At 58.1% G+C, this 21872-nt stretch carries 18 protein-coding genes; 14 read left to right on the top strand and 4 right to left on the bottom strand.

Annotated elements, in window-relative coordinates:
• The first annotated feature begins 161 nt into the window (after window positions 1–161).
• Window positions 162–1676, top strand: coding sequence for a membrane-bound lytic murein transglycosylase MltF (gene mltF / locus Q0Y21_RS14785; RefSeq protein ID WP_297797110.1), 1515 nt, complete (start codon window positions 162–164; stop codon window positions 1674–1676).
• A gap of 11 nt (window positions 1677–1687) precedes the next feature.
• Here mltF and Q0Y21_RS14780 read toward each other — a convergent pair whose 3' ends face one another.
• Entirely contained in the window at window positions 1688–2173 is a 486-nt protein-coding gene (locus Q0Y21_RS14780) for a regulatory protein RecX (RefSeq protein ID WP_297797107.1), read from the bottom strand.
• Between the two features lie 175 nt (window positions 2174–2348).
• Here Q0Y21_RS14780 and Q0Y21_RS14775 point away from each other — a divergent pair, with 175 nt between their 5' ends.
• A complete protein-coding gene (locus Q0Y21_RS14775) occupies window positions 2349–4820 on the top strand; it encodes a DUF349 domain-containing protein (protein WP_297797104.1) in 2472 nt (823 codons plus the stop codon).
• A 23-nt stretch (window positions 4821–4843) separates the two neighbouring features.
• On the opposite strand, the gene Q0Y21_RS14770 is transcribed toward Q0Y21_RS14775, so the two are convergent.
• On the bottom strand, window positions 4844–5110 hold the full coding sequence (locus Q0Y21_RS14770) for a late competence development ComFB family protein (protein WP_297797101.1): 267 nt from the start codon (window positions 5108–5110) through the stop codon (window positions 4844–4846).
• A gap of 187 nt (window positions 5111–5297) precedes the next feature.
• Between Q0Y21_RS14770 and Q0Y21_RS14765 the strand changes: the two genes are divergently transcribed.
• From Q0Y21_RS14765 to Q0Y21_RS14750, 4 genes are all read left to right on the top strand, one after another.
• Window positions 5298–6506 carry an acetyl-CoA C-acetyltransferase gene (locus Q0Y21_RS14765; RefSeq protein WP_297797098.1) on the top strand — a complete coding sequence of 403 codons (1209 nt, stop codon included), beginning with the start codon at window positions 5298–5300 and terminating at the stop codon, window positions 6504–6506.
• Between the two features lie 33 nt (window positions 6507–6539).
• Complete coding sequence (locus Q0Y21_RS14760; protein ID WP_297797095.1) at window positions 6540–8690, top strand: 3-hydroxyacyl-CoA dehydrogenase NAD-binding domain-containing protein; 2151 nt, start codon at window positions 6540–6542, stop codon at window positions 8688–8690.
• 259 nt (window positions 8691–8949) lie between these two features.
• Window positions 8950–11106: a carboxy terminal-processing peptidase gene (locus Q0Y21_RS14755; RefSeq protein ID WP_297797092.1), complete on the top strand. Its 2157-nt coding sequence runs from the start codon at window positions 8950–8952 to the stop codon at window positions 11104–11106.
• Between the two features lie 34 nt (window positions 11107–11140).
• Window positions 11141–11854, top strand: a complete 714-nt coding sequence (locus tag Q0Y21_RS14750) for an XRE family transcriptional regulator (protein WP_297797090.1) — start codon at window positions 11141–11143, stop codon at window positions 11852–11854.
• On the opposite strand, the gene mtnA is transcribed toward Q0Y21_RS14750, so the two are convergent.
• Window positions 11843–12907 carry an S-methyl-5-thioribose-1-phosphate isomerase gene (gene mtnA, locus Q0Y21_RS14745; RefSeq protein ID WP_297797087.1) on the bottom strand — a complete coding sequence of 355 codons (1065 nt, stop codon included), beginning with the start codon at window positions 12905–12907 and terminating at the stop codon, window positions 11843–11845. The genes Q0Y21_RS14750 and mtnA overlap by 12 nt on opposite strands.
• Window positions 12908–13090: 183 nt before the next feature.
• Between mtnA and Q0Y21_RS14740 the strand changes: the two genes are divergently transcribed.
• The 8 genes from Q0Y21_RS14740 to rdgC all read left to right on the top strand — a co-directional run bounded on the left by Q0Y21_RS14740 (window position 13091) and on the right by rdgC (window position 18919).
• Window positions 13091–14422: a TRZ/ATZ family hydrolase gene (locus tag Q0Y21_RS14740; protein ID WP_297797084.1), complete on the top strand. Its 1332-nt coding sequence runs from the start codon at window positions 13091–13093 to the stop codon at window positions 14420–14422.
• 52 nt (window positions 14423–14474) lie between these two features.
• Entirely contained in the window at window positions 14475–15203 is a 729-nt protein-coding gene (gene ubiG, locus Q0Y21_RS14735) for a bifunctional 2-polyprenyl-6-hydroxyphenol methylase/3-demethylubiquinol 3-O-methyltransferase UbiG (protein ID WP_297797082.1), read from the top strand.
• A complete protein-coding gene (locus Q0Y21_RS14730; protein WP_297797079.1) occupies window positions 15200–15859 on the top strand; it encodes an HAD family hydrolase in 660 nt (219 codons plus the stop codon). The genes ubiG and Q0Y21_RS14730 overlap by 4 nt, the downstream gene beginning before the upstream one ends.
• A 48-nt stretch (window positions 15860–15907) precedes the next feature.
• Window positions 15908–16657: a YciK family oxidoreductase gene (locus Q0Y21_RS14725; protein WP_297797076.1), complete on the top strand. Its 750-nt coding sequence runs from the start codon at window positions 15908–15910 to the stop codon at window positions 16655–16657.
• Window positions 16657–16890, top strand: a complete 234-nt coding sequence (locus Q0Y21_RS14720) for a glutaredoxin family protein (RefSeq protein WP_297797073.1) — start codon at window positions 16657–16659, stop codon at window positions 16888–16890. Before Q0Y21_RS14725 ends, Q0Y21_RS14720 begins: the two co-directional genes overlap by 1 nt.
• Window positions 16891–16902: 12 nt before the next feature.
• Window positions 16903–17673 (top strand): peroxide stress protein YaaA, encoded by a 771-nt coding sequence (yaaA, locus tag Q0Y21_RS14715; RefSeq protein ID WP_297797068.1) that lies wholly within the window; start codon window positions 16903–16905, stop codon window positions 17671–17673.
• A 26-nt stretch (window positions 17674–17699) separates the two neighbouring features.
• Window positions 17700–17900 carry a DUF2788 domain-containing protein gene (locus tag Q0Y21_RS14710; RefSeq protein ID WP_297797065.1) on the top strand — a complete coding sequence of 67 codons (201 nt, stop codon included), beginning with the start codon at window positions 17700–17702 and terminating at the stop codon, window positions 17898–17900.
• 89 nt (window positions 17901–17989) lie between these two features.
• The gene (rdgC, locus tag Q0Y21_RS14705) at window positions 17990–18919 is read left to right on the top strand and encodes a recombination-associated protein RdgC (RefSeq protein WP_297797062.1); all 930 of its coding nucleotides are present in this window, start codon (window positions 17990–17992) and stop codon (window positions 18917–18919) included.
• A 52-nt stretch (window positions 18920–18971) separates the two neighbouring features.
• Here rdgC and Q0Y21_RS14700 read toward each other — a convergent pair whose 3' ends face one another.
• Window positions 18972–21716 carry a GNAT family N-acetyltransferase gene (locus Q0Y21_RS14700; RefSeq protein ID WP_297797059.1) on the bottom strand — a complete coding sequence of 915 codons (2745 nt, stop codon included), beginning with the start codon at window positions 21714–21716 and terminating at the stop codon, window positions 18972–18974.
• Between the last annotated feature and the right edge of the window lie 156 nt (window positions 21717–21872).

The following is a 21872-nucleotide window of genomic DNA, read 5'->3' as shown; positions in this document are numbered from 1 at the left end:
ATTTATTGACCGGCACGACCGGACCGGGGATCATGGCACTGTGGCAATGGACGCCACGATCAGGTATGTACCCGGATCAATCCGTCCCGATCAATGATCGGGTAAGCGCGGGTTCGTCGTACAATCAGGGTCCTGCAGCAGTTCCAGGGGAGACCAGGGATTTGTCAAAGCTTAGACTGTATTTTGCCAGCCACGCTTTACGCTGGTTGTTGCCTTCTCTACTCGTGATCATTTCAAGCGGATGCTCCAGGCCGACCACGCTTCAGGAGATCCGCTCGGAAGGTGTGCTTCATATCATCACCCGCACTGCGCCTTCTATCTATTTCGAGGGACGGGACGGCGTCACCGGCTATGACTATGAGCTCGCCAAGCGGTTCGCCGAAAAACTTGGCGTCGAGCTCAGGGTCCGCGTGGTCGAAAACAATACAGAAATTCTCTCCGTACTCGATCGTAACTTCGCCCACATCGGGCTCGCCGGCCTGTCGAATCGCCCCGAACTGGCCGACAAATACCATGCGCTTCCCACAGGCATTCAGGCGGAATCAGTGGTTATCTACAATCGTGACACTGAACGCCCAGAATCCGTGGAGGATCTTGCCGGTGTCACACTGCATCTGGTCGCCGATAGCAATCACGAGCACCGTTTAAAGAAGCTCCGGGACCAATATCCCGACTTACAGTGGCAGGTTCACACCGCGCTGGACGCAGCCGGCATCCTGGCACGGGTTCAATCCGGTGAATTCTCCACAGCGGTTGTGTCTTCAAACGAACTGGACCTCAACCACGTTTACTTCCCGCAAGTGAAAGAATCATTTTCGCTGGGTGAACCCGAGGAGTTGGCCTGGCTATTCCCCGCAGAGCAGGACGATTCCCTGACCTCGGCCGCGCGGGAATTCCTTGAGCAACTTCGGGACAATGGCACACTGGACCAGCTCGCCGAACGGTTTTATGGTCACCTCGACCGCCTCAACTACGTAGGTGCCCGCACCTTTGTCCATCACGTCAAGAATCGCCTGCCCAACTATGAAGAGCTGTTCCGCAGTTACGCCGCGGACTTCGGTATCGATTGGCGGTTACTGGCGGCTATTGGCTATCAGGAATCCCACTGGCGCCCGAACGCGGTATCGCCCACCGGGGTACGAGGGCTGATGATGCTGACCCGGAGCACCGCCGGGCAGCTGGGCGTCACCAACCGACGGGATCCAGAGGAAAGCATTCACGGCGGCGCCAAGTACTTCACCCTGGTCCATCGCAAGATCCCCGAACGCATTCCGGAGCCAGACCGGACATGGTTCGCGCTGGCATCCTATAACGTGGGGTTTGGTCACCTGGAGGATGCCAGAAGGCTGACAGAGCAGGCCGGCAGGAATCCGGACCGCTGGATGGACGTCAAAGAGTTCCTGCCACTGCTGGCCCAGAAAGAATGGTACACCAAGACCCGATATGGATACGCTCGTGGGCACGAGCCGGTCATCTACGTCCAGAATATCCGTCGATACTACGATGTCCTGGCCTGGATGACTGAGCCCGCAGAAGAGCGCCCCACCCCGGAAGAACCATGGTTTGTTGAGCTGGAGGGCGCGGAAAACAGCAGCAGCCCCACAGATTCGAAATCCGAGGGTGACATGCGGGCAATGCTACCGCGGGAACTGGGAATGATTCCGCCCACGCTTTAACAGCCGGGCCATCAGTACGACTCCCCTTCCGGAGCGACATAATCAAGCGCCGCCTCGACATGACTGGCGGCGAACCCTCGGCGAGTCAGGAATCTGGCCTGCCGTGCTTTCTCCTCCCAGTCTTCACTGATATCGAGACCTCCAAACCGCTTCAACCGCATCCGAATAGCGATCTCCGACCAGTCGCTATCATCCTTTTCATCAACGCAGGCCGGAGTGCGATGGACACCCCGTTGCTGAAGCTCCGCAAGAATACGCAACGGACCGTAGCCCAGGTCCATACGTTGACGGGCATAGACATCGGCAAAACGGTCGTCATCCAGCCAACCCTCCGCCTCATAGTCATCCAGCACTTGCTCTATGAGCCCGTTTTCGATCTTCCGCTGCCGCAGCTTCAGGCTGAGCTCCTGCCTGCTGTGCTCTCGCCGGGCCAAGAGGCGCAACGCAGCCGAGCGGGCTTTGTATTCCTGATCGTCCGGATTTTCCTGTTTTGCCATTCTGACCCTTCCCGCAAACACGAACAAAACGCTAGACTAGCCCCACTTTACCAAAGCGACTGCGATATCCCGTAGTCCGCTGACTTCTCCGGCTCCCCTGTTGGGATGCCGATGGTCGGTGCCGGCACACTGTGCCCCACACCGGGAACTGGTTTCAATATTCAAGGATACCCTGATGGCTGCATTCATCCAGAAACTGTTCAAGAACCGCAAATCCACCGGCAAATCGGGAGCGACACCGGGCACGGCAAAAGCCGTCCCCTCACCCAAGGCAGACACCCCGGAAGTGGACCTGAGAAAAGAACAGCGCGCGGAGCAACTGCAGCAGTTGGCCAACACCCCCACTGGTGAGCAGCTGGAAAAGCTGGCCATCAGCGGATTAACGGCTGACATCCGAAGCGAAGCAGCCGGACAGCTCACGGACAAATCCCGCCTACAGCGGGTACAAAAGGAAGCCAAAGGCCGTGACAAAACAGTGTATCAACTGGTCCGCCAGACCTTGCAGGACATCCGTAGCAGGGAAGAGCAACAACAGAAAACCCGGGAACGGATACAGGCTCTGGTCCTCCAGGCTGGAGAGCAGGCCCGCAGCGAGGACACCAAGCTCTATGAGGCGCGCCTGGACACCCTGCTGAAACAGTGGTCGGAGGTGGAGAAGGATGCTTCAGCGGAGCAAACCACGGAATTCCTTGAATCGGTTCGCCGCTGCCGGGAGCGAGTGGAACAGCTGAAATCCGAAGCTGAACAGGCGATCCGGCAGCAGGAACAGCAAAAGCAACGTTCGGAAACGCTCGAGTTGCTGCAAACGACACTGGATGAGCTCCGACAACAGTCGCCAGAGCAGATCCCCTCCCTGGCATCACTGGATGCGCTGCAGAAGACCCAGGAAAACCGCTGGCTGGAAGCCACCAGGGAAACGCCGGTAGAAAAACACGAACAGAAAACCTACGAAAACCGGATGCAGCCGCTGCGTAATTACATTGCAGCACTGAAGCGACTTGCTCAGCACAAGGATGAACTGACTTCCATCGCAGAAGCCCAGCCTGGGGATGAGACCCGGCAAAATTCTGCACGGGAACTGATCAAGACCATCGACTGGCCGGAAGAGTTCAGCCGGCCATCGCAGCTGGTAGCAGCGCACAAGGTAGCCGGCACCGCGAGACCAAACACGCAGCCACAACGTGACAGCAAGGAACAGAAGCAACACGCCGAGGCCCTGAGAGCCACCCTGGAAAAACTGGACGCCGCGCTAGAAGCCAAGCAGCTCAAAGAATCCAGGCAGCTGTTCAAACATGCCCAACATCAACTCAAGGATCTGGATCACCGGCACGGCAAACCGTTCCAGTCGCGCATGCAGTTATTGGGCGGGCAACTCAGGGAGCTGACAGACTGGCAGGGCTTTGCGACCGAACCGAAACAGATAGCCCTGTGCGAACAGATGGAATACCTGGCGACCCAGCCGATGGAGCCCGAGGCCAAGGCCGAGCGCATCCACGAACTGCAAAATGAATGGCGGGAACTGGGCGGCTCGTCTGACCGTGCACTCTGGAGCCGCTTCAAGGCTGCTTCGGACAAGGCTTATGAACCCTGCAAAGCCTATTTCTCCGCAAAATCCGGCCTCAAACAGGCCAATCTGGAGAAACGAAAGGCGATCTGTGAGGAACTGGAAACCTTCCTCAACAACGCTGACTGGTCCACCATCGACTGGAAGTCGGCCGAACGCATTCACCAAACCGCACGTCAGGAGTGGAAAGCAGCGTGGCCCATTGAGTTTCGTGATAATCGACCGGTTCAGAAACGCTTTGATGGCCTGCTGAAGCAGCTGGAATCTCCCCTGGACGCTGAACGTCAGAAAAACGAGGCACTGAAGCAGGACATCGTCGACCGCGCCAATGCCCTGGTGGACCACGAACCCCTCACCGAAGCGATGAATCTGGCCAAGGCACTGCAAACCGAGTGGAAGCAAATCGGCATCACCAGACACCGGGAAGACCGTAAACTGTGGCAGGCTTTCCGCAAAGCCTGTGACGAAATCTTCGCACGTCGTGATGCCCGGAAGTCTGAACAGCAGGAAGCCACCCGGGAAGCGGACGAACGAGCGGAAGCTGTGCTTGCCGAAAGCCAGGCCCTGGACAGCGATGAGTCCGATAGCAGCGTCATTGAAAACGCCCTGGGCAACCTCAAAACCCTCGCACAGAATGCCGTTTCACCGCAGGTCCGGGAACGTGTAGCGCAGGAAAAACGCCGATTGACCCAGATGCTGGACACCCTGAAAGTAAGGGGCGAAGTGCAATCCTGGCAGGCCCATGTGCAGGCCCGGCTTAACGGAAATCTGGACACCGCTGAACTTCCGGATTCATGGCCCTCGCTCGCCAGCGATTCCGACGCCATGGATGCGAGGGAACTGGTGATTCGTGCCGAGATTCTTACTGGCTCTCCCTCTCCGGACTCGGATCAGGGGCGACGAATGGAAATTCAGGTCCAGCGTCTGGCTGATGGCATGGGGAATTCCGGTGATACGGATATCGACAAGAATCGGCAACTGGAGTCGCTGGTGGCGAACTGGTGCACACAGCAACCCCAGGACGCGCTTGACAGTCAATTGGCGGCCCGCCTGAACCAGGCGATTGGAGCGCTGGCCGGCTGATGGGCTATTGATCCCGCTGATGGCTATTGATCTCGCTGATGGCTCTCCACGAAATCCCTGGCCTCCTTAACGGCGGCCAGGGATTTTTGCTTCATACCCTTTAGCTCGTCATCTCCCAGATAAAACATCATATCGATGGAATGACGGTAGTAGCGTGTTGGCAAACGGTTCAGGGCAACGCACATCACATCGGTCAGGAAGTCGGTGGTATCGGAGTCCTGTCGGGTGGCGTCGATCGCATCTTCCACCAGCCGTTCATAGAAATTATTGATTCCGTCTCTAAGGGACATCCTCACCCTCCTGTTTACCCATGCCAGTGTTTAAACCATAGATCCCCCCGGCCCCCTTGTCATGGAAGCTGTGAGCACTTTCGCCAATGCGATTGGCAGCCGGCGTCATTACCCGGGATGCCTGCAACCCGCTATGGTTACTACATCGGACAATTGTCCTGGAACAATAACCACCAGAGGAATAGAAATGACCACCGAAGCGTATATCTTCGATGCAGTACGCACCCCTCGGGGGCGCGGCAAGAAAGACGGTTCCCTACACAGCGTCAAACCCATCACGCTGCTGACCACCGTTCTCAACGCACTGCAGGAAAGAAACAGCCTGGATACCGCCCAGGTAGACGATATCGTGATGGGGTGTGTCACTGCCGTTGGCGATCAGGGGGCGGACATCGCCAAAACAGCGGCTCTGGCAGCCGACTGGGATGAAAAAGTGGCTGGCGTTACCCTCAACCGTTTTTGCGCTTCCGGCCTGGAAGCCGTCAACCTGGCAGCCATGAAAGTGCGCTCTGGTTGGGAAGATATGGTCGTGGCCGGCGGCGTGGAGGCCATGTCCCGCGTGCCCATGGGTTCTGACGGCGGCGCCTGGGCAACGGACCCCGCCACCAACCTGCACACCGGCTTCATGCCCCAGGGTATTGGCGCCGATCTTATCGCAACGATCGAAGGTTTCAGTCGTGAGGACGTGGATCGTTTTGCGGTGAAATCCCAACAAAAAGCGGCCAATGCCTGGGAAAAGGGCCATTTCGTCAAATCCATCGTTCCCGTTACAGACCAGAACGGTGTCATCATCCTGGACCGCGATGAACAGGTCCGCGCCAACACCACAGTGGAATCACTGGCAGGACTGAAACCTTCTTTCCAGATGATGGGCGAGATGGGCTTCGATGGCGTCGCACGGGAAAAGTACCATTACGTGGAAAAGATTAACCACGTACATCACGCCGGCAACTCCTCCGGCATTGTGGACGGCGCCACCGCCATGCTGATTGGCAGCGAAGCCAAGGGCAAGGCCCTGGGACTCAAACCCCGGGCACGCATCGTGGCAACCGCGGTGACCAGCACCGACCCCACCATCATGCTTACCGGTCCTGCTCCTGCTACTCGCAAGGCCCTGGAAAAGGCTGGTATGACGGTCGATCAGATTGACCTGTTTGAAGTGAACGAAGCGTTTGCCTCCGTGGTTATGCGTTTCCAGAAAGAACTGTCTGTTCCGGATGAAAAAGTGAACGTCAACGGCGGAGCCATCGCCATGGGCCACCCGCTGGGTGCCACCGGCGCCATGATTCTGGGCACGCTGCTCGATGAGCTGGAACGCCGTGAACTGCGCTTCGGTCTCGCCACCCTGTGCGTGGGCGGCGGCATGGGTATTGCCACCATCATCGAACGCATCTGAGCCCGACACTTTTTCTGACAGGAGAACCGAATTATGAGCGCCATCCGATACGAACTGGGTTCAGACCAGATTCTGACCCTGACCATTGATATGCCGGGCCAGTCCGCCAACACCATGAATGCGGACTTCCGCCAGGGGCTGACCGAGACCGTTGCAAAGATCAAAGAAGACCTCGACAACATCCGCGGCATTATCGTTACATCCGCCAAGAAAACCTTCTTCGCCGGTGGTGACCTGAAAGAACTGCACAAAGTCACCCGCGACGATGCGCAGGCTTTCGAAGATATGGTTAACGGCCTGAAAGCCGAAATGCGGGCGCTGGAAACCTGTGGCAAACCGGTTGTTGCTGCCATTAACGGCTCTGCGCTTGGTGGCGGTCTGGAGATTGCCCTCGCCTGCCATCACCGCATTGTGCTGGACAACGACAGCATCCAGCTGGGCCTGCCCGAAGTCACTCTGGGCCTGCTGCCCGGCGGTGGCGGCACCCAGCGTCTGCCCCGGATGATCGGCCTGGAGGCCGCGTTCCCGTTCCTGATGGAAGGCAAAAAGGTCAAACCCAAGGCCGCCCTGAAAGCCGGCATCGTCAATGAGCTGGCGTCATCACCAGAAGACATGATGACCAAGGCCCGCGCCTTCATCGAAGCCAACCCCAAATGTCAGCAACCGTGGGATCAGAAAGGCTTCAAACTGCCCGGCGGTGCGCCCCATCACCCGGCCATGGCACAGAAGCTGGCGATTGCACCGGCCATGCTCAAGCAGAAGACCAAGGGCTGCTACCCGGCACCGGAGCGCATTCTCTCCGCCGCCGTGGAAGGCGCTCAGGTAGATTTCGACAACGGCAGCCTGATTGAAACCCGTTATTTCGCCGAGCTGGTTATTGGCCAGGTGGCCAAGAACATGACCGGCACCTTCTGGTTCCAGCTCAACGCCATCAACGCTGGTGGCAGCCGACCTGAGGGCGTCGAAAAGGAAACCTTCAAGAAGGTGGGCGTTCTGGGTGCCGGCATGATGGGCGCTGGCATCGCCTACTCCACCGCAACCCGCGGGGTTGAGGTTGTCCTCAAGGATGTATCGGTGGAAAACGCCGAGAAAGGCAAAAGCTACTCCGAAAAACTGCTGGCCAAGAAAGTCAGCCGGGGCCGCATGACCGAAGAGCAGAAAGCCGAAGTACTGGGCCGTATCAAGGCCACGGATTCTGCCGACGACCTGGAAGGTTGCGATCTGGTGATCGAAGCCGTCTTTGAAGACAGCTCCCTGAAAGCCAAGGTCACCCAGGAGGCGGAACCCAAACTGGTGGACAACGGTATCTTTGCCTCCAACACCTCGACTATCCCGATTACGCAGTTGGCCGAGGCTTCCGCCAAGCCGGATAACTTCATCGGTCTGCACTTCTTCTCTCCCGTGGACAAGATGCAGCTGGTTGAAATCATTGTTGGCGAGAAAACCTCGGATGATACCCTGGCGAGAGCATTCGATTACGTCCAGCAGATTGGCAAAATCCCCATCGTGGTCAATGACAGCCGGGGCTTCTTCACCTCTCGGGTATTCGGCACCTTCGTAAACGAGGGAATTTCCATGCTGGGCGAAGGGATACACCCTTCCAGCATCGAGAATGCGGGCGTTCTGTCCGGTATGCCAGTCGGGCCCCTGGCCATCTCCGATGAAGTCAGCCTGACCCTGATGCAACATATCCGCGCCCAGAGCAAGAAGGACACCGAGGCAGCCGGTGGTACCTGGCAGCCCCACCCGGCAGAGGCGGTGATTGATCAAATGGTGGAAACCCACAATCGCAAGGGCAAGGCCGCCGGGGCCGGGTTCTACGAGTACCCCGCCAACGGTAAGAAATATCTTTGGCCGGAACTGGAAAACCTGTTTGTGGATTCCGAAAAGGCCAGTGCCGTGAAGCTCCAGGACCTGAAGGATCGCATTCTGTTCATTCAGGCCATCGAAACGGTCCGCTGTCTGGAAGAAGGTGTACTCAAAACCGTGGAAGACGCCAACATCGGCAGTATCTTCGGTATCGGATACGCGCCCTGGACTGGTGGCGCCATCCAGTTCATCAACCAGTATGGTGTGAGAGCCTTTGCTGAACGGGCCAGAGAACTGGCGGACCAGTACGGTGACCGCTTTGCTCCTCCGGCACTGCTGCTGGAGAAAGCCGAAACCAACGCCCAGTTCTCGTAACCGGTGCAAGGCGGGGGCTATACGGCCCCCGCCCCTCCCTGCGTTCTCCTGATCCGACTACAAACCTGCCCACATTATGGACAGATTGTCACGAACCGATACGTCGGGGCTATGGCAACCACTATGACGCTTGCCTACAATAAATCTATAAGCCAAATCCGGCGATACCGGTCAGGCGTATCTGTTTCATGGGGACCTACCCACGCAGCTTACCCGCCAGGCATATCTGTATTGCCATGCACCGTCAGGTAAAACGTTTATGAGCATTGCGCAACGATTGATCACCAGAAACATGCAAGCCCGGCCGCTGGCCAAAGGCATCACTCTCGCTCTGATGCTGGCCATGCCGTTTTCAGTCTCTGGCGCTATCGATCGGGACGCACAGTACCAACCTGTCACTCCCACGGTAGAGCAGGCGCGCGCCAATATACTGATTGCCCGCCAGCTTCAGTTCACCCATTTCCGGAATCTCGGCATCAATGACTCGCTCTCCGGTGACGTCTTCGATGCCTACCTGGACTACCTGGATGGCCAGCGGATCTATCTCACCCAGGCAGACATCCAGAAATTCTCGGCGATTCGCACGGGGCTCGGCTCTGCCCTTAAAACCGGGCAACTGCAACCCGGCTTTGACATCTACAACCTCGTCCAGCAACGGATGATCGAACGCCTCAACTTTGCCCTCTCACTCATTGACCAGGGCATAGAAAACCTGAATTTCGATACCGAGGAAACCATTCTCCTGGACCGTTCAGAGACAGGGTGGGAACCCAACGAAGAAGCCCTCGATGAACTCTGGGTGAAACGGGTCAAGAACGCGGTCCTGGCGCAGCGGCTGAACGGCTCCGATGACGAAGCCATTGAAGAAAGCCTGCGCCAACGCTACGAAGGCCAGCTCAAGCGCGCCTACCAGGCCCGCAGTGAGGACGCATTCCAGGCCTATATGAATGCCTTTACCGGCATGTGGGACCCCCATACCTCATACTTTTCGCCTCGTACCTCAGAAAACTTCAATATCAACATGAGCCTGTCCCTCGAGGGGATTGGCGCGGTCCTCCAGGCCGACAATGAATACACCAAGGTGGTGCGACTGGTTCCGGGCGGCCCCGCAGCCAAGCAGGGCCAGCTCCAGCCGGCGGATCGCATTGTCTCAGTGACCCAGGAAGATGAAGAAAAGCCGGTTAACGTCATCGGCTGGCGCCTGGACGAAGTGGTGGACCTGATTCGCGGTCCCCGGGAATCCACGGTGACTCTGGAAGTCATTCCCGCCAGTGCTACCGACGAAACCGTCACCAAGACCATTGCCATCCAGCGCGACAAGGTCAAACTGGAGGAGCAGAGCGCCAGCAAGGACGTCATCGAACTTCAGCGGGGCGACCAGAGCTACCAGATTGGCGTCATCAACATTCCCACCTTCTATGCCGACTTCCAGGCCATGCAGGCGGGTGACCCCAACTACAAGAGCACCACCCGCGATGTCCGCAACCTGATTGAAGAACTGAAGGCAGACGGAGTGGACGGCGTGGTGATGGACCTGCGCAACAACGGCGGCGGTGCGTTGCATGAAGCCAACGACCTGGTGGGCCTGTTCATAGACCAGGGCCCAACGGTGCAGATACGTAATTCCAATAACGATGTGCAGGTACTCACCGATGGCGACCCTTCGGTAACCTACGACGGCCCGCTGGTAGTGCTGGTAAACCGCATGAGCGCGTCCGCCTCTGAAATTTTCGCCGGTGCCATCCAGGATTACGGTCGCGGCCTGGTCGTGGGTTCCCAGACCTTCGGCAAAGGCACCGTACAGGCGGTACGTCCGCTCAACCACGGCCAGCTGAAAATCACCCAGTCCAAGTTCTACCGGGTATCCGGCGGTTCCACCCAACATAAGGGCGTTATTCCGGATATCGAAATTCCTTCCCGGGTCGACAAGACCCGCATTGGCGAAGATGCCCTGGATCACGCCCTGCCCTGGGATCAGATTGAAGCGGTGCCCCATGCCCGTTATTTCGACTTCAGCGGCGTGATCGACGAACTGCGCCAACGCCATGAAGAACGGTTTGAGGCCAACCCGGAATTCCGGCTGCTGCAGCAGGAAATTAATTTCCTGAAGGAGCAGCGGGAGTTGGAGTCGGTAAGCCTGAACCACGATCAGCGCAAAGCGCACCAATCGCAAATTGAGCGCACACGTTTGACGATTGCCAATGCGCGCCGCGAACTTCGTGGTGAAGAGCCGTTCGACACGCTGGAAGAGCTTGATGACTGGCAGGATGTCCAGGCAGCCGATCTCAATAGCACGGATGAAGAGCTCGATTTTATTATCCGCGAGGGTGGTCACATCATGGCCGATATGCTTGAGCTGGATCAGCGCATGGCATCCATCCTGAACCCCAGGCAAATCACCGCACAGGCTCGCTGAAACAACGCCTGACGCCGGACCAACAAGGCTACCAATGACCGCCAAAGAAGACGATCGCAAGAAAGCACAGATGCTCCAGGGCATGCTTATGGACGCCATGCATGCCATGAAGTCCCTGGAAGAGGTGGAAGGGCTTGAGCAGGGAGCCGAATCCCGCGATCAGAAATCCCTGGTCAACCGTATCACTGGCATGACCGGCTCCGCTCTGCGCTTCGCGGCCCGCTCAACCGACACCTCCCTGCGGGTCGGCAAGGCGTTGATTAATTCCCAGGATCAGTTGCGGATGATGCTGACGGCGGGACAATCACTCAGGGACATACGCGAAGTCGCCGGGCTAACCTTATCCGAAATGAGCGAGGCGCTGAATCTCAAGGACAAGTCGGTTCTGGAAGCCGTGGAAAATGGCACCGCGACACTGTCATTCGAGCTGATTCTCCGGCTTGCCGCGTTGATCGCCCGCAACGACCCGATTCCCTTCATTCTGCGCACTACCCGCAACTACAACCCGGAAGTCTGGCAGATTCTTAATGACTGGGGCATCGGCCGTCTGCCTTTACAGTTTGAGCGGGAGCGGGAATTCATCAACATCTTCCGCCGCCACGACGATGCTCGGACGCTCTCGGACGAGGGGTTCCAGAAAGTTCTTGAGTTCACCCGCCAAAGCTTTGAGATGTCCCTGCATTTTGTCGAAGAGCAGGAGCAGAAGGTCGCTGAACTCCAGGAAAAATACGAGGGTTCAGCCGAATAACGCCCTCATGCCCGTAATATTGGGGTTATGGACAACCCCTTTCTCGGTAACAATGACATCGATCAGGCTGGCGGGTGTCACATCAAAGACCGGGTTGAACACACTCACGCCGTCCGGCGCAATAGAAACACCCTTGATCTGTCTCACCTCACTGCCCTCGCGCTCCTCGATGGGAATATCCTGTCCCGACTCGAGAGCCATATCCACGGTGCTTGAAGGCGCCACCACCATGAATCCGACCTTGTGATGGCGTGCCAGCACCGCCAGGCTATAGGTACCGATCTTGTTGGCGACATCACCATTGGCAGTGATCCGGTCAGCACCCACCACAACCCATTTGACATCACCGCGGGCGAGAATCGCAGCGGCTGCGCCATCGGCATTCAGGGTCACGGGAACACCCTCCCGCGCCAGCTCCCACGCGGTCAGCCGACTCCCCTGGAGCCAGGGGCGGGTTTCATCGGCAAACACCCGCTTCAATAGTTTTTTCTCGTGCAGACGACGAATAACACCCAGGGCTGTGCCGTAGCCTCCGGTCGCCAGTGCCCCGGTGTTGCAATGGGTCAGTACCGAAAACGGTGCTTTCGGGGCCATGAATTCCAGGGCGTGGTCGGCCATGGCAAGGTTAGCCGCCAGATCATCTTCATGGATGCGCACTGCCATCGCCGAAAGGCGCTTAACGGCCTCATCCAGCGAATGACAGCCGTGGAACTCCTGCTCCATGATCTGCAGAGCCCAGAACAGATTGACTGCGGTCGGGCGGGATGCCGCCAGCTCACGGATGGCCTGTTTTATTTCCGCTTGCCAGTCGCCACCGCCCGCATGGCGGGCCGCCAGCGCCACCCCGTAAGCGGCACTGATACCGATGGCAGGCGCGCCACGCACCACCATATCGCGAATACACTGGGCCACACCGGCGGCGCCTTCCAGCGTAATCCAGTGCTCCTCCGCGGGAAGTAGCCGTTGGTCCAGCAGCTCCAGACTGCTCTCATGCCAACGCATGGCAACAGTCCCAATTGCACGGCTTGCGGACGGGTTGGATGACTTCGGCATCAGCGAACTCCGATAGATGAAACAGATGACAAGAGCAGGCCAGTATACCTGCCTTAAAGCAATATTCTCAGCCCTGAATCCAGGGTAGTTCTCCGGGCGGTGGCTGGTTATACTTTCCGGCTACATTCTCCGGGATCTGTCCATGGTGACAGAGGCCCGAAACGGACCCAAAAGGCAGGGTACATGACGGCAGATACCATCACTGCAGCCGATATTCGAATCAACGCCCGCTGGCTCGTTCCGGTGGAACCCGCTAATACCGTACTGCACAATCAGGCAGTGATCATCCAGGGCGACCGGATTGCAGCGGTGGTACCCCGGGAAGAGGCCGACACCCGCTTCCATGTCCGTGAAACCATAGACCTGGACAACCACGTGGTATTGCCGGGTCTGATCAACATGCATGGGCATGCTGCCATGTCACTGTTCCGGGGTATGGCAGACGACCTGCCGCTGATGACCTGGCTGAACGATCATATCTGGCCCGCCGAAGGTGCGTTTATCAGCGAGGAGTTCATTGCCGATGGCACCCAGCTGGCCATGGCCGAAATGCTGCGCACCGGCACCACCACGTTTTCGGACATGTACTTCTTTCCGGAGGTGGTCGCCCAGATGGCCCACGATGCCGGGATGCGCGCGCAGGTCTGCTTTCCGCTGCTGGACTTTCCGACGCCCTGGGGCTCCGGTCCGGATGAGTATCTCAGCAAAGGGGCGGACTTTATCCGGCAATGGCAAGGGGATGATTACATCATGCCGGCCATCGGTCCCCACGCACCGTACACGGTATCCGATGACCCGATGACGCGGGCGGTGGCACTGTCAGCCGACACCGGTGCGCCAATCCACATTCACCTGCATGAAACAGAGTTTGAGGTAGCGGAAGCACTGGAGAAGTCCGGCAAACGCCCCACTGCCAGGCTCGCAGATCTGGGCGTTCTCAACAACCGCACCCAGTGTGTGCACATGACCCAGATTGACGACTCCGATATCGCCTTACTGCAACAGTCCGGCGCCCATGTGATTCACTGCCCGGAGTCCAACCTCAAGCTCGCCAGCGGGCTGTGCCCGGTGCAGAAGCTGTCAGAGGCTGGCATTAACATCGCCATTGGTACCGACGGCGCTGCCAGCAACAATGACCTGGACCTGTTTGGGGAACTCCGCACCGCGGCCATGGTCGCCAAGGTGGTGGCCGGGGATGCAGCCGCACTGCCCGCCCATCAGGCCATTGCCATGGCCACCATACAGGGTGCCAGGGCTCTGGGTCGCGAACGCGACCTTGGCTCACTGGAAAGTGGTAAACTGGCAGATATCATAGCTGTCGATTTGAGCGACCCCTTCCTGCAGCCGGTTTATGACCCGGCGTCGCATCTGGTGTACAGCAACCACGGCCGTCAGGTCAGCCACAGCTGGATCAACGGCATTCCCCAGGTGCAGGATGGCCGGCTGACCCGGATCGACGTGCCGGACCTGATGCTCAGGGTGCAATCCTGGTCTGACCGGATTCGTAATCAATGAGACGGACACGTCCCCTGACCGTTACCCTATTTTCAATCAGGCAGAACTGACTATGAGCAATCAGAATGTAGACCACAACGAAATCGCCAAGTTCGAGGCTCTTGCCAGCCGTTGGTGGGATCCGACCAGCGAATTCCGACCGCTGCATGACATCAATCCCCTGCGCCTGAACTACATCGACGAACGCGCGCCGCTTGCCGGTAAAAAGGTTCTGGATGTGGGCTGTGGCGGTGGTCTGTTGTCAGAAGGTATGGCGCGCCGTGGTGCCCACGTCACCGGGATCGACATGGGTGAAGCCCCCTTGTCGGTGGCCAGGCTGCATGGCCTGGAGAGCGGTATCAAGGTGGACTACCGGCAAATCACCGTGGAAGCCCTGGCGGCGGATCCGGAACACGCCGGGCAGTACGATGTGGTGACCTGCCTGGAAATGCTGGAGCACGTGCCCGATCCATCATCGGTCATCAAGGCCTGTGCTGCCATGCTCAAGCCTGGCGGCCACCTGTTTGTCTCCACCATCAACCGCAACCCCAAGTCCTTCCTGTTTGCCATTGTTGGCGCGGAATACGTGTTGGGATTACTGCCCAAGGGCACACATGAATGGCGCAAGTTCATCCGTCCGTCAGAAATGTCGGATCATCTCCGTCATGCGGGGCTGGATGTACAGGAGCTGACCGGCATGACGTACAACCCGGTCACCAAGGTGTACCGCCTTGGACGGGACGTGGACGTGAACTACATGATGCACGCTCTGGACACCCGGGAGGGTGACTCGCAACCGTGAACCTGCACCCTTCGACCGTGCTGTTCGATCTGGACGGCACACTGATAGATACCGCGCCGGATTTTATTCGCTGCCTGAACCTGTTGCGGGGCCATCACGGCCTGGAACCGCTGCCACCGGAAACCATCCGCCGCTCCGTTTCCAACGGCGCACGGGCAATGATCCGCGTTGGTTTCGGGCTGGAACCGGAGCACCCGGACTATCTGGAGAAGCACACGGCCTTTCTGGACCTGTACGAGGAAGGTGTCGCCATTGAAACCCGGTTATTCGAGGGCATGGACGCCATTCTCCGTGATCTGGAGTCCCGGAACATTCCCTGGGGCATTGTCACCAACAAGCCGGTACGCTTCGCCGCCCCACTGGTCGCAGCCCTTGGTCTGGCGCAACGCTGTGCCGTGGTGGTCTGCCCGGATCACGTCACCCACCGCAAACCCCACCCCGAGGCCCTTCACCTCGCCTGTGAACATATAGGCGCCGATCCGGCCAAGGGCATCTACGTAGGCGATCATGAGCGGGATATCGAAGCTGGCCGCAATGCCGGCATGAAGACCATTGCCGTGCGTTATGGCTACATCGAGGAACCCGAGACCGTTGACCTGTGGCAAGCAGACCTGGTGGCCGACACCGTCCAGGACCTGGCAAAACTGTTACAATAGCCCCACTCAAACGTTAGACCCATCGGTTTCCCAAATCGGAGACAGGTTATGCAAGATTATCAGGCACCGGCAGATCTGCTGAAAGACCGCATCATCATGGTGACGGGAGCCGGCAGCGGCATCGGCCGTGTAGCTGCAAAGGCTTACGCCGCCCATGGCGCCACCGTGGTCCTTCTCGGCCGGACCGTATCAAAACTGGAATCCGTCTACGATGAAATTGAGGCTGCCGGCCACCCCAAACCAGCCATTGCGCCCCTGAATCTGGAAGGCGCGGCGGTCAAGGAGTACGAAGAGCTGGCCATGACCATTGAAGACAACTTCGGTCGGCTTGACGGTCTGTTGCACAATGCCGGCATCCTCGGTACTCGCAGCCCGGTGGAGTTGTACGATCCGGAAACCTGGAACCAGGTTATGCAAGTCAACGCCACTGCCCCATTCCTGCTGACACGCGCTGTCATTCCATTGCTGCGCCAGTCTACCGATGCCTCGGTCATCTTTACGTCGTCGGGCGTCGGACGCAAGGCCAAAGCCTACTGGGGCGCCTACGCCGTATCGAAATTCGCAGTGGAAGGGTTGAGCCAGCTACTGTCAGAGGAACTGGACGACGAGCGCCACAATGTGCGCGTCAACAGCCTGAACCCCGGAGCCACCCGCACCAACATGCGCGCCCACGCTTACCCGGCGGAAGATCCCCGGCAGAACCCGGCTCCGGAAGAGCTGATGCCGAGCTACCTGTACCTGATGGGTAAGGACAGCGCAGGCGTCAATGGCCAACAACTGGACGCTCAGCCGAAATAATGGAATTGCTGTTTTATACCACGTCCCAGTGCCACCTGTGTGAACTGGCCGAAGCCCTGCTCGTAAACACTCCCATGCCGGCTCCCATCCCTGTGGATGTGGTGGACATTGCCCAGTCCGAGGCCCTGGTGGAGCGGTACGGCACCCGTATCCCGGTGTTGCGACGCAACGACACCGGCGCCGAGCTGGACTGGCCCTTCAACCGGGACCAGTTACTGACTTTTCTGCAATGAGGACAGCCTGACATGTTGATGGTTATTTCCCCGGCCAAAACCCTGGATTACGAGAGCCCGCTGGCGACCGAGACATTCAGCCAGCCGGACTTCCTGGATGACGCCTGCGAACTGGTCGACCAGCTCAAGACTCTGGAACCTCATCAGGTCAGCAACCTGATGAACATCAGCGACAAGCTGGGACAACTGAATGCCGACCGGTTCCAGCAATGGCATACGCCATTTACACCGGAGAATGCCCGCCAGGCTATCCTCGCGTTCAAGGGCGATGTTTACACCGGCCTGGATGCTGAAAGCTTCAGTGACAAAGAGTTCGAGTTTGCCCAGAAACACCTGCGCATGCTCTCCGGCCTTTACGGCGTGCTCAAGCCCCTGGATCTGATGCAACCCTACCGGCTGGAGATGGGCACGAAGTTCGAGAACACCCGCGGCAAAGATCTTTACGCGTTCTGGGGCGGCCGGATCACGGGTGAACTGAACCGATTGCTGGCAGAGGATGACGGTGTTCTGGTCAACCTCGCTTCCAACGAATATTTCAAAAGCGTTCGCAAGAAGGACCTGAAAGGCCGCCTGATCACGCCACAGTTCAAGGACTGGAAGAACGGCCAGTACAAGATGATCAGCTTCTACGCCAAGAAGGCCCGTGGATTGATGTGCCGCTATGCCATTCAAAACGGCATTACCCAGGCGGACGATCTGAAAGGCTTTAACCTTGAGGGTTACTACTTCTGCGAAGAACAGTCAGATGAGAAGAACTGGCTGTTCCTGCGGGATGAACAGTAACCCTGTCATTATTTCCGGAGTATTGAATGAACGAAGCAGTCTTTTCCCAGATTGCCATGCTGGTACTTCTCACCGGCCTGATCATCTGGATGGGTTTTATTGTCTGGGATCTCGCCAAGAAGTCTCAGGCCGGCCGTTTTGGCACCATTGCCCTGTTTACCGTGTTGGGCGCAGGCGTCGTCGGCTTCATTGTAAAAACCGTCATGGTAGAAATCATGCAGCTGTGATGTGCCGCCAGCGTTAGCACTTTACGGCCACTGACCGGTGGCCGTATCATCCCTTCCCCATTTTGAAACTCTGACAAGGATCGACCCTGATGTGGTTTCGTAATGCCCGTGTTTTTCGTTTTACCAAGCCTTTCGATATTACCGCTGAAGCTTTGGAAGAAAAGCTGCAGAGCGATGTATTCAAGCCTTGCGGTCCACAGGAAACCACACGCCAGGGGTGGGTCCCGCCGCTGGGTAAACACAGCGACATGCTGGTGCACAGCACCAACGGCTATCATCTCGTCGCACTGCGTAAGGAAGAGAAAATCCTGCCTGGCCCCGTCGTAAAGGAGTTGGTCGAAGAGCGTGCCGAAGCCATTGAAGCCGAACAGGGTCGCAAGGTACGCCGCAAGGAAAAAGAGGAGATCAAGGAACAGGTGATGCTGGAAATGCTACCCCAGGCCTTCTCCAAAAACCGCCGCTGCTTCGCCTATCTGGCACCCAAAGACGGCGTGCTTGTCGTCGACGCCGGTTCCTCCAAGCAGGCTGAAGATCTGGCGTCATTCCTGCGCAAGAGCCTCGGTTCCCTGCCGGTCAGACCACCGGCTGTGGAGCAGGCCCCGGCCTTCACCTTCACTGGCTGGCTGAATGAGAGCATTGACCTGCCGTCCACAATCGAACTGGGAAGCGAATGCGAGCTCAAGGATCCATCCGAAGACGGTGGGGTTGTGCGCTGTAAGGGGCTTGACCTCCAGGCCGACGAGATCCGCAACCACCTCGACACGGGTATGCAGGTGACCAAGCTGGCCGTCACCTGGGACGACAGCCTGTCGTTCGTACTGGACGAGGAGTTGGGCATCCGCCGACTCAAATTCGGCGATACCCTGCAGGAGAAACTCGACGACGTGGATGCGGATGACGCTGCCGCCCGCTTTGATGCTGCGTTTGCGCTGATGACCCTGGAACTGGCCAGGCTCATTCCGGGCCTGCTGGAAGCCCTGGGTGGCGAAGACCGTTCAGCGATTGTCGAAGAGGCCTGAAGCTAGTGTCACGCAGCAGGTTAACGAATTAGCCAGACGGGACACTTGACTGTCAGTGGGAGCTCTTGAGCAGACGCTCCCGCTGCCAGTCCTTATCCGGTTCATTCAGCACCAACCGCAAATCCATCACTTCCTCTTCCATGTTGTACTGAATCTCGAACCCGAGGTGCTCCGCCAACTGCAGCATGGGCCGGTTATCCGGCAATACGTTACCGACCATTTCCACGGTTCCCCGTGACCGGCAGTAATCAATCATCTTCTGCATCAAGGCAACACCGAGGCCTTCCCCCTTCATATTGTCGTGCACCATGACGGCGAACTCGCAGCGAAGATTATCGGCATCGGTCCAGACGCGGACGGTTCCCAGGGTTTCCTCCCCTTCCCCATCTTCCCTGGGGGCATTGGCGATGAAAACCATTTCCCGGTCGTAGTCGATCTGCACCATCTGGGCGACGTCCTCACGGGAGAAATGCTTGCGATACTGAAAGAACCGGTAGCGAATGGACTCCGGTGACTGCAGCTCATGAAAGGCCCGGTGGGCCGGTTCATCTTCCGCCAACACCGGTCGGATGATCACCCTGCGACCAGACTTGGGCAGCATGATCCACTCTTCCAGCTCCCGGGGATAGGGTTGAATGATTGGCCGCCCGGGTTTGTCGTCCAGGTCGATGGCAATGTTCACCGCGACAGCGCCCTGCTCGTTGAACAGTAGTGGCGAAATTTCCAGGCCGCGGATCTCAGGAATATCGATCACAATCTGGGACAGGGTTACCAGGGTTTCCGACACCGCCCGGATGTCCTCCTCGGGCTTCAGGCTGTGTTCCTTCAACAGCTTATACATATAGGTACGACGCAATAGCTCCCGGGCCAGCACCATGTTCAGGGGCGGTAGCGCAATCTGGCGGTCGGTCATGACGTTGATCTGGGCACCGGCGGCACCACACACCACCAGGGGCCCGAAGATCGAGTCCCTGGTAATACCGACGCTGAATTCGATCCCTCCCACATGCTGGTAGGATCGCTGCACCGCAAAGCCGAGGAACCCACTGTCCGGGAAATGCTGTTGGTACTCGTCCATCAGCACCCGACAGGATTCAATGATCGCGGCTTCACTGTTGAGCTTCTGAATGGTCCCCTTGAACCGACGCTGCCCGGTACTCAGCTTCAGAAACGGGTAACAGGTCTGCTGATGAATCACCGTGATATCCACCGGGCGACGCTCTACCGCGAATGCTTCCAGCACCTCTTCCACATCATCGCAGTAAATGGTTTCAATCGTATTGATACCGTAATCCCGAACCACTTCCCGCGCTTCGCGGTTCGACAGGTGCATCCGTCCGGAACGCATAGCCCCCATCACTACACGACGGGTCTGGGTCCGGTCATCGAAATGATCCGTGAACGACTCCGGCGTCTCCGTGAGCAGGCGCTGAACCCGCTGGTGACGCACATGCTGCATAAAGGCCATTACCGCCTTTTCCGGGTTGAAAAACGACGGGAGCCCAGCGCGGTAGAATTCCTCGCGGGCATCCATCACGGTGCTCTGCCCCAACCAGCAGGTAAACACATTCAACCGGCTACCCTTGGCGGCATGAACCACTGCATCGGCGATCTGCAGACTGTCTTCCGTAAGACTGGGAGCGTACATAACCAATACGTTCGCCACCTCCGGATCCTTGGCGAGGATCTTGATGGCTTTGGCATACAGGTCCGGGGACGCATCGTAGTTGAGGTCAATGGGGTTCTTCCGGGTCCAGTACGGGGGCAGATTCTCCGCCAACGCCTCGATGGTATGCTCCGACAGGCTGGCCAACTCACCACCCAGATCAATCAGCCGGTCAACCGCCAGCACCCCCGGCCCCACACCATTGGCCATAATTGCCAGGGTCTCCCGGCGTAACGGGCGCATTCGGGTCAGGGTCTCAAGGGCATCGAACATCTGGCCGAGACCATCCACCCGGAGCACACCGGCTCGCTGCAGCATGGCATCGTATATCGGGTCGCTACGTGTGACGCCGGCAGGCAACTGATGGGCAAACCATTCCGATTCCGGGGTGCGTCCGCTCTTGACCGCAATGACCGGCTTGGTACGGGAAGCAACCCGAACGGCCGACATAAAGCGCCGGGGGTTGGGGATATTCTCGATGTGGAGCAGGATGGCGCGGGTCTGGCTGTCCTGGGCGAGGTAATCGATCAGGTCATCGTGGTCGATGTCCATGCCGTCGCCAAGGGTCAGGAAGTAGGAAAAACCCACACCCCTGGCAAACGCCCAGTCGATAATGGAGCTGGCCACAGTACCGGACTGGCCGACAAACGCGACCTTGCCCGGAATGGCGCCCATATGGGCATAGGTTGCGTTCAGGCTCCTCGCCGGCACCATCAGCCCGATGGTATTGGGACCCAGCACCCGGATTCCGGTCTCCCGGGCGGCGTCCCGAACCGAATACATCAACGGCTGACCGGTTTTACTGTGGGTACGGGACATCCCACCCGTCATTACGATAGCGGTACGTACCCCCGCCTCGCCGAGTTTGCGCACCATTTTGGGCACCGTATCCGGCGGTGTACAGATAATCGCCAGATCCGGGCAGAACTCCATTTTCGACACCTTCCGGACACAAGGCACGCCGTGGACGTTGTCGTAGTCGTTCTGGTTGATCACCAGGAGTTGGCCCGGATAGCCGCCACCCAGAAGATTACGCAACACCATGCCGCCAAGGTTGTCCGCCCGCTCGGAAGCACCGATCACCACTATGGACGAAGGGTTAAAGAGACTTTCCAGATAGCGGGTGCTCAAACGCAAACTCCTTGCCGTTTTCAATCGTTGATGAGGCTATCCTTATCTTAGGCGGTTGTTTCCTGATGTAAAATGTCGATTACCCCTATAAGACCAAAGAAACGCGGCAACCACCTACCATCCCTGATAATATTGATGGAAATACAAGCAGAAACC

The sequence above is a fragment of the uncultured Marinobacter sp. genome (assembly GCF_947259545.1).
Lineage (GTDB): Bacteria > Pseudomonadota > Gammaproteobacteria > Pseudomonadales > Oleiphilaceae > Marinobacter.
The sequence above is the reverse complement of the archived record's forward strand: the minus strand, read 5'-3'. Positions and strand labels throughout refer to the sequence as shown.

Bases quoted from the DNA above. Each gene is read 5' to 3' on its own strand.
- ubiG (WP_297797082.1), top strand. From the start codon at position 14,475: ATGAGCAATCAGAATGTAGACCACAACGAAATCGCCAAGTTCGAGGCT.
- Q0Y21_RS14740 (WP_297797084.1), top strand. From the start codon at position 13,091: ATGACGGCAGATACCATCACTGCAGCCGATATTCGAATCAACGCCCGC.
- yaaA (WP_297797068.1), top strand. From the start codon at position 16,903: ATGTTGATGGTTATTTCCCCGGCCAAAACCCTGGATTACGAGAGCCCG.
- mtnA (WP_297797087.1), bottom strand. From the start codon at position 12,907: ATGCCGAAGTCATCCAACCCGTCCGCAAGCCGTGCAATTGGGACTGTT.
- Q0Y21_RS14710 (WP_297797065.1), top strand. From the start codon at position 17,700: ATGAACGAAGCAGTCTTTTCCCAGATTGCCATGCTGGTACTTCTCACC.
- Q0Y21_RS14760 (WP_297797095.1), top strand. From the start codon at position 6,540: ATGAGCGCCATCCGATACGAACTGGGTTCAGACCAGATTCTGACCCTG.
- rdgC (WP_297797062.1), top strand. From the start codon at position 17,990: ATGTGGTTTCGTAATGCCCGTGTTTTTCGTTTTACCAAGCCTTTCGAT.
- Q0Y21_RS14750 (WP_297797090.1), top strand. From the start codon at position 11,141: ATGACCGCCAAAGAAGACGATCGCAAGAAAGCACAGATGCTCCAGGGC.
- Q0Y21_RS14765 (WP_297797098.1), top strand. From the start codon at position 5,298: ATGACCACCGAAGCGTATATCTTCGATGCAGTACGCACCCCTCGGGGG.
- Q0Y21_RS14725 (WP_297797076.1), top strand. From the start codon at position 15,908: ATGCAAGATTATCAGGCACCGGCAGATCTGCTGAAAGACCGCATCATC.
- Q0Y21_RS14775 (WP_297797104.1), top strand. From the start codon at position 2,349: ATGGCTGCATTCATCCAGAAACTGTTCAAGAACCGCAAATCCACCGGC.
- Q0Y21_RS14770 (WP_297797101.1), bottom strand. From the start codon at position 5,110: ATGTCCCTTAGAGACGGAATCAATAATTTCTATGAACGGCTGGTGGAA.
- Q0Y21_RS14755 (WP_297797092.1), top strand. From the start codon at position 8,950: ATGAGCATTGCGCAACGATTGATCACCAGAAACATGCAAGCCCGGCCG.
- Q0Y21_RS14780 (WP_297797107.1), bottom strand. From the start codon at position 2,173: ATGGCAAAACAGGAAAATCCGGACGATCAGGAATACAAAGCCCGCTCG.
- Q0Y21_RS14720 (WP_297797073.1), top strand. From the start codon at position 16,657: ATGGAATTGCTGTTTTATACCACGTCCCAGTGCCACCTGTGTGAACTG.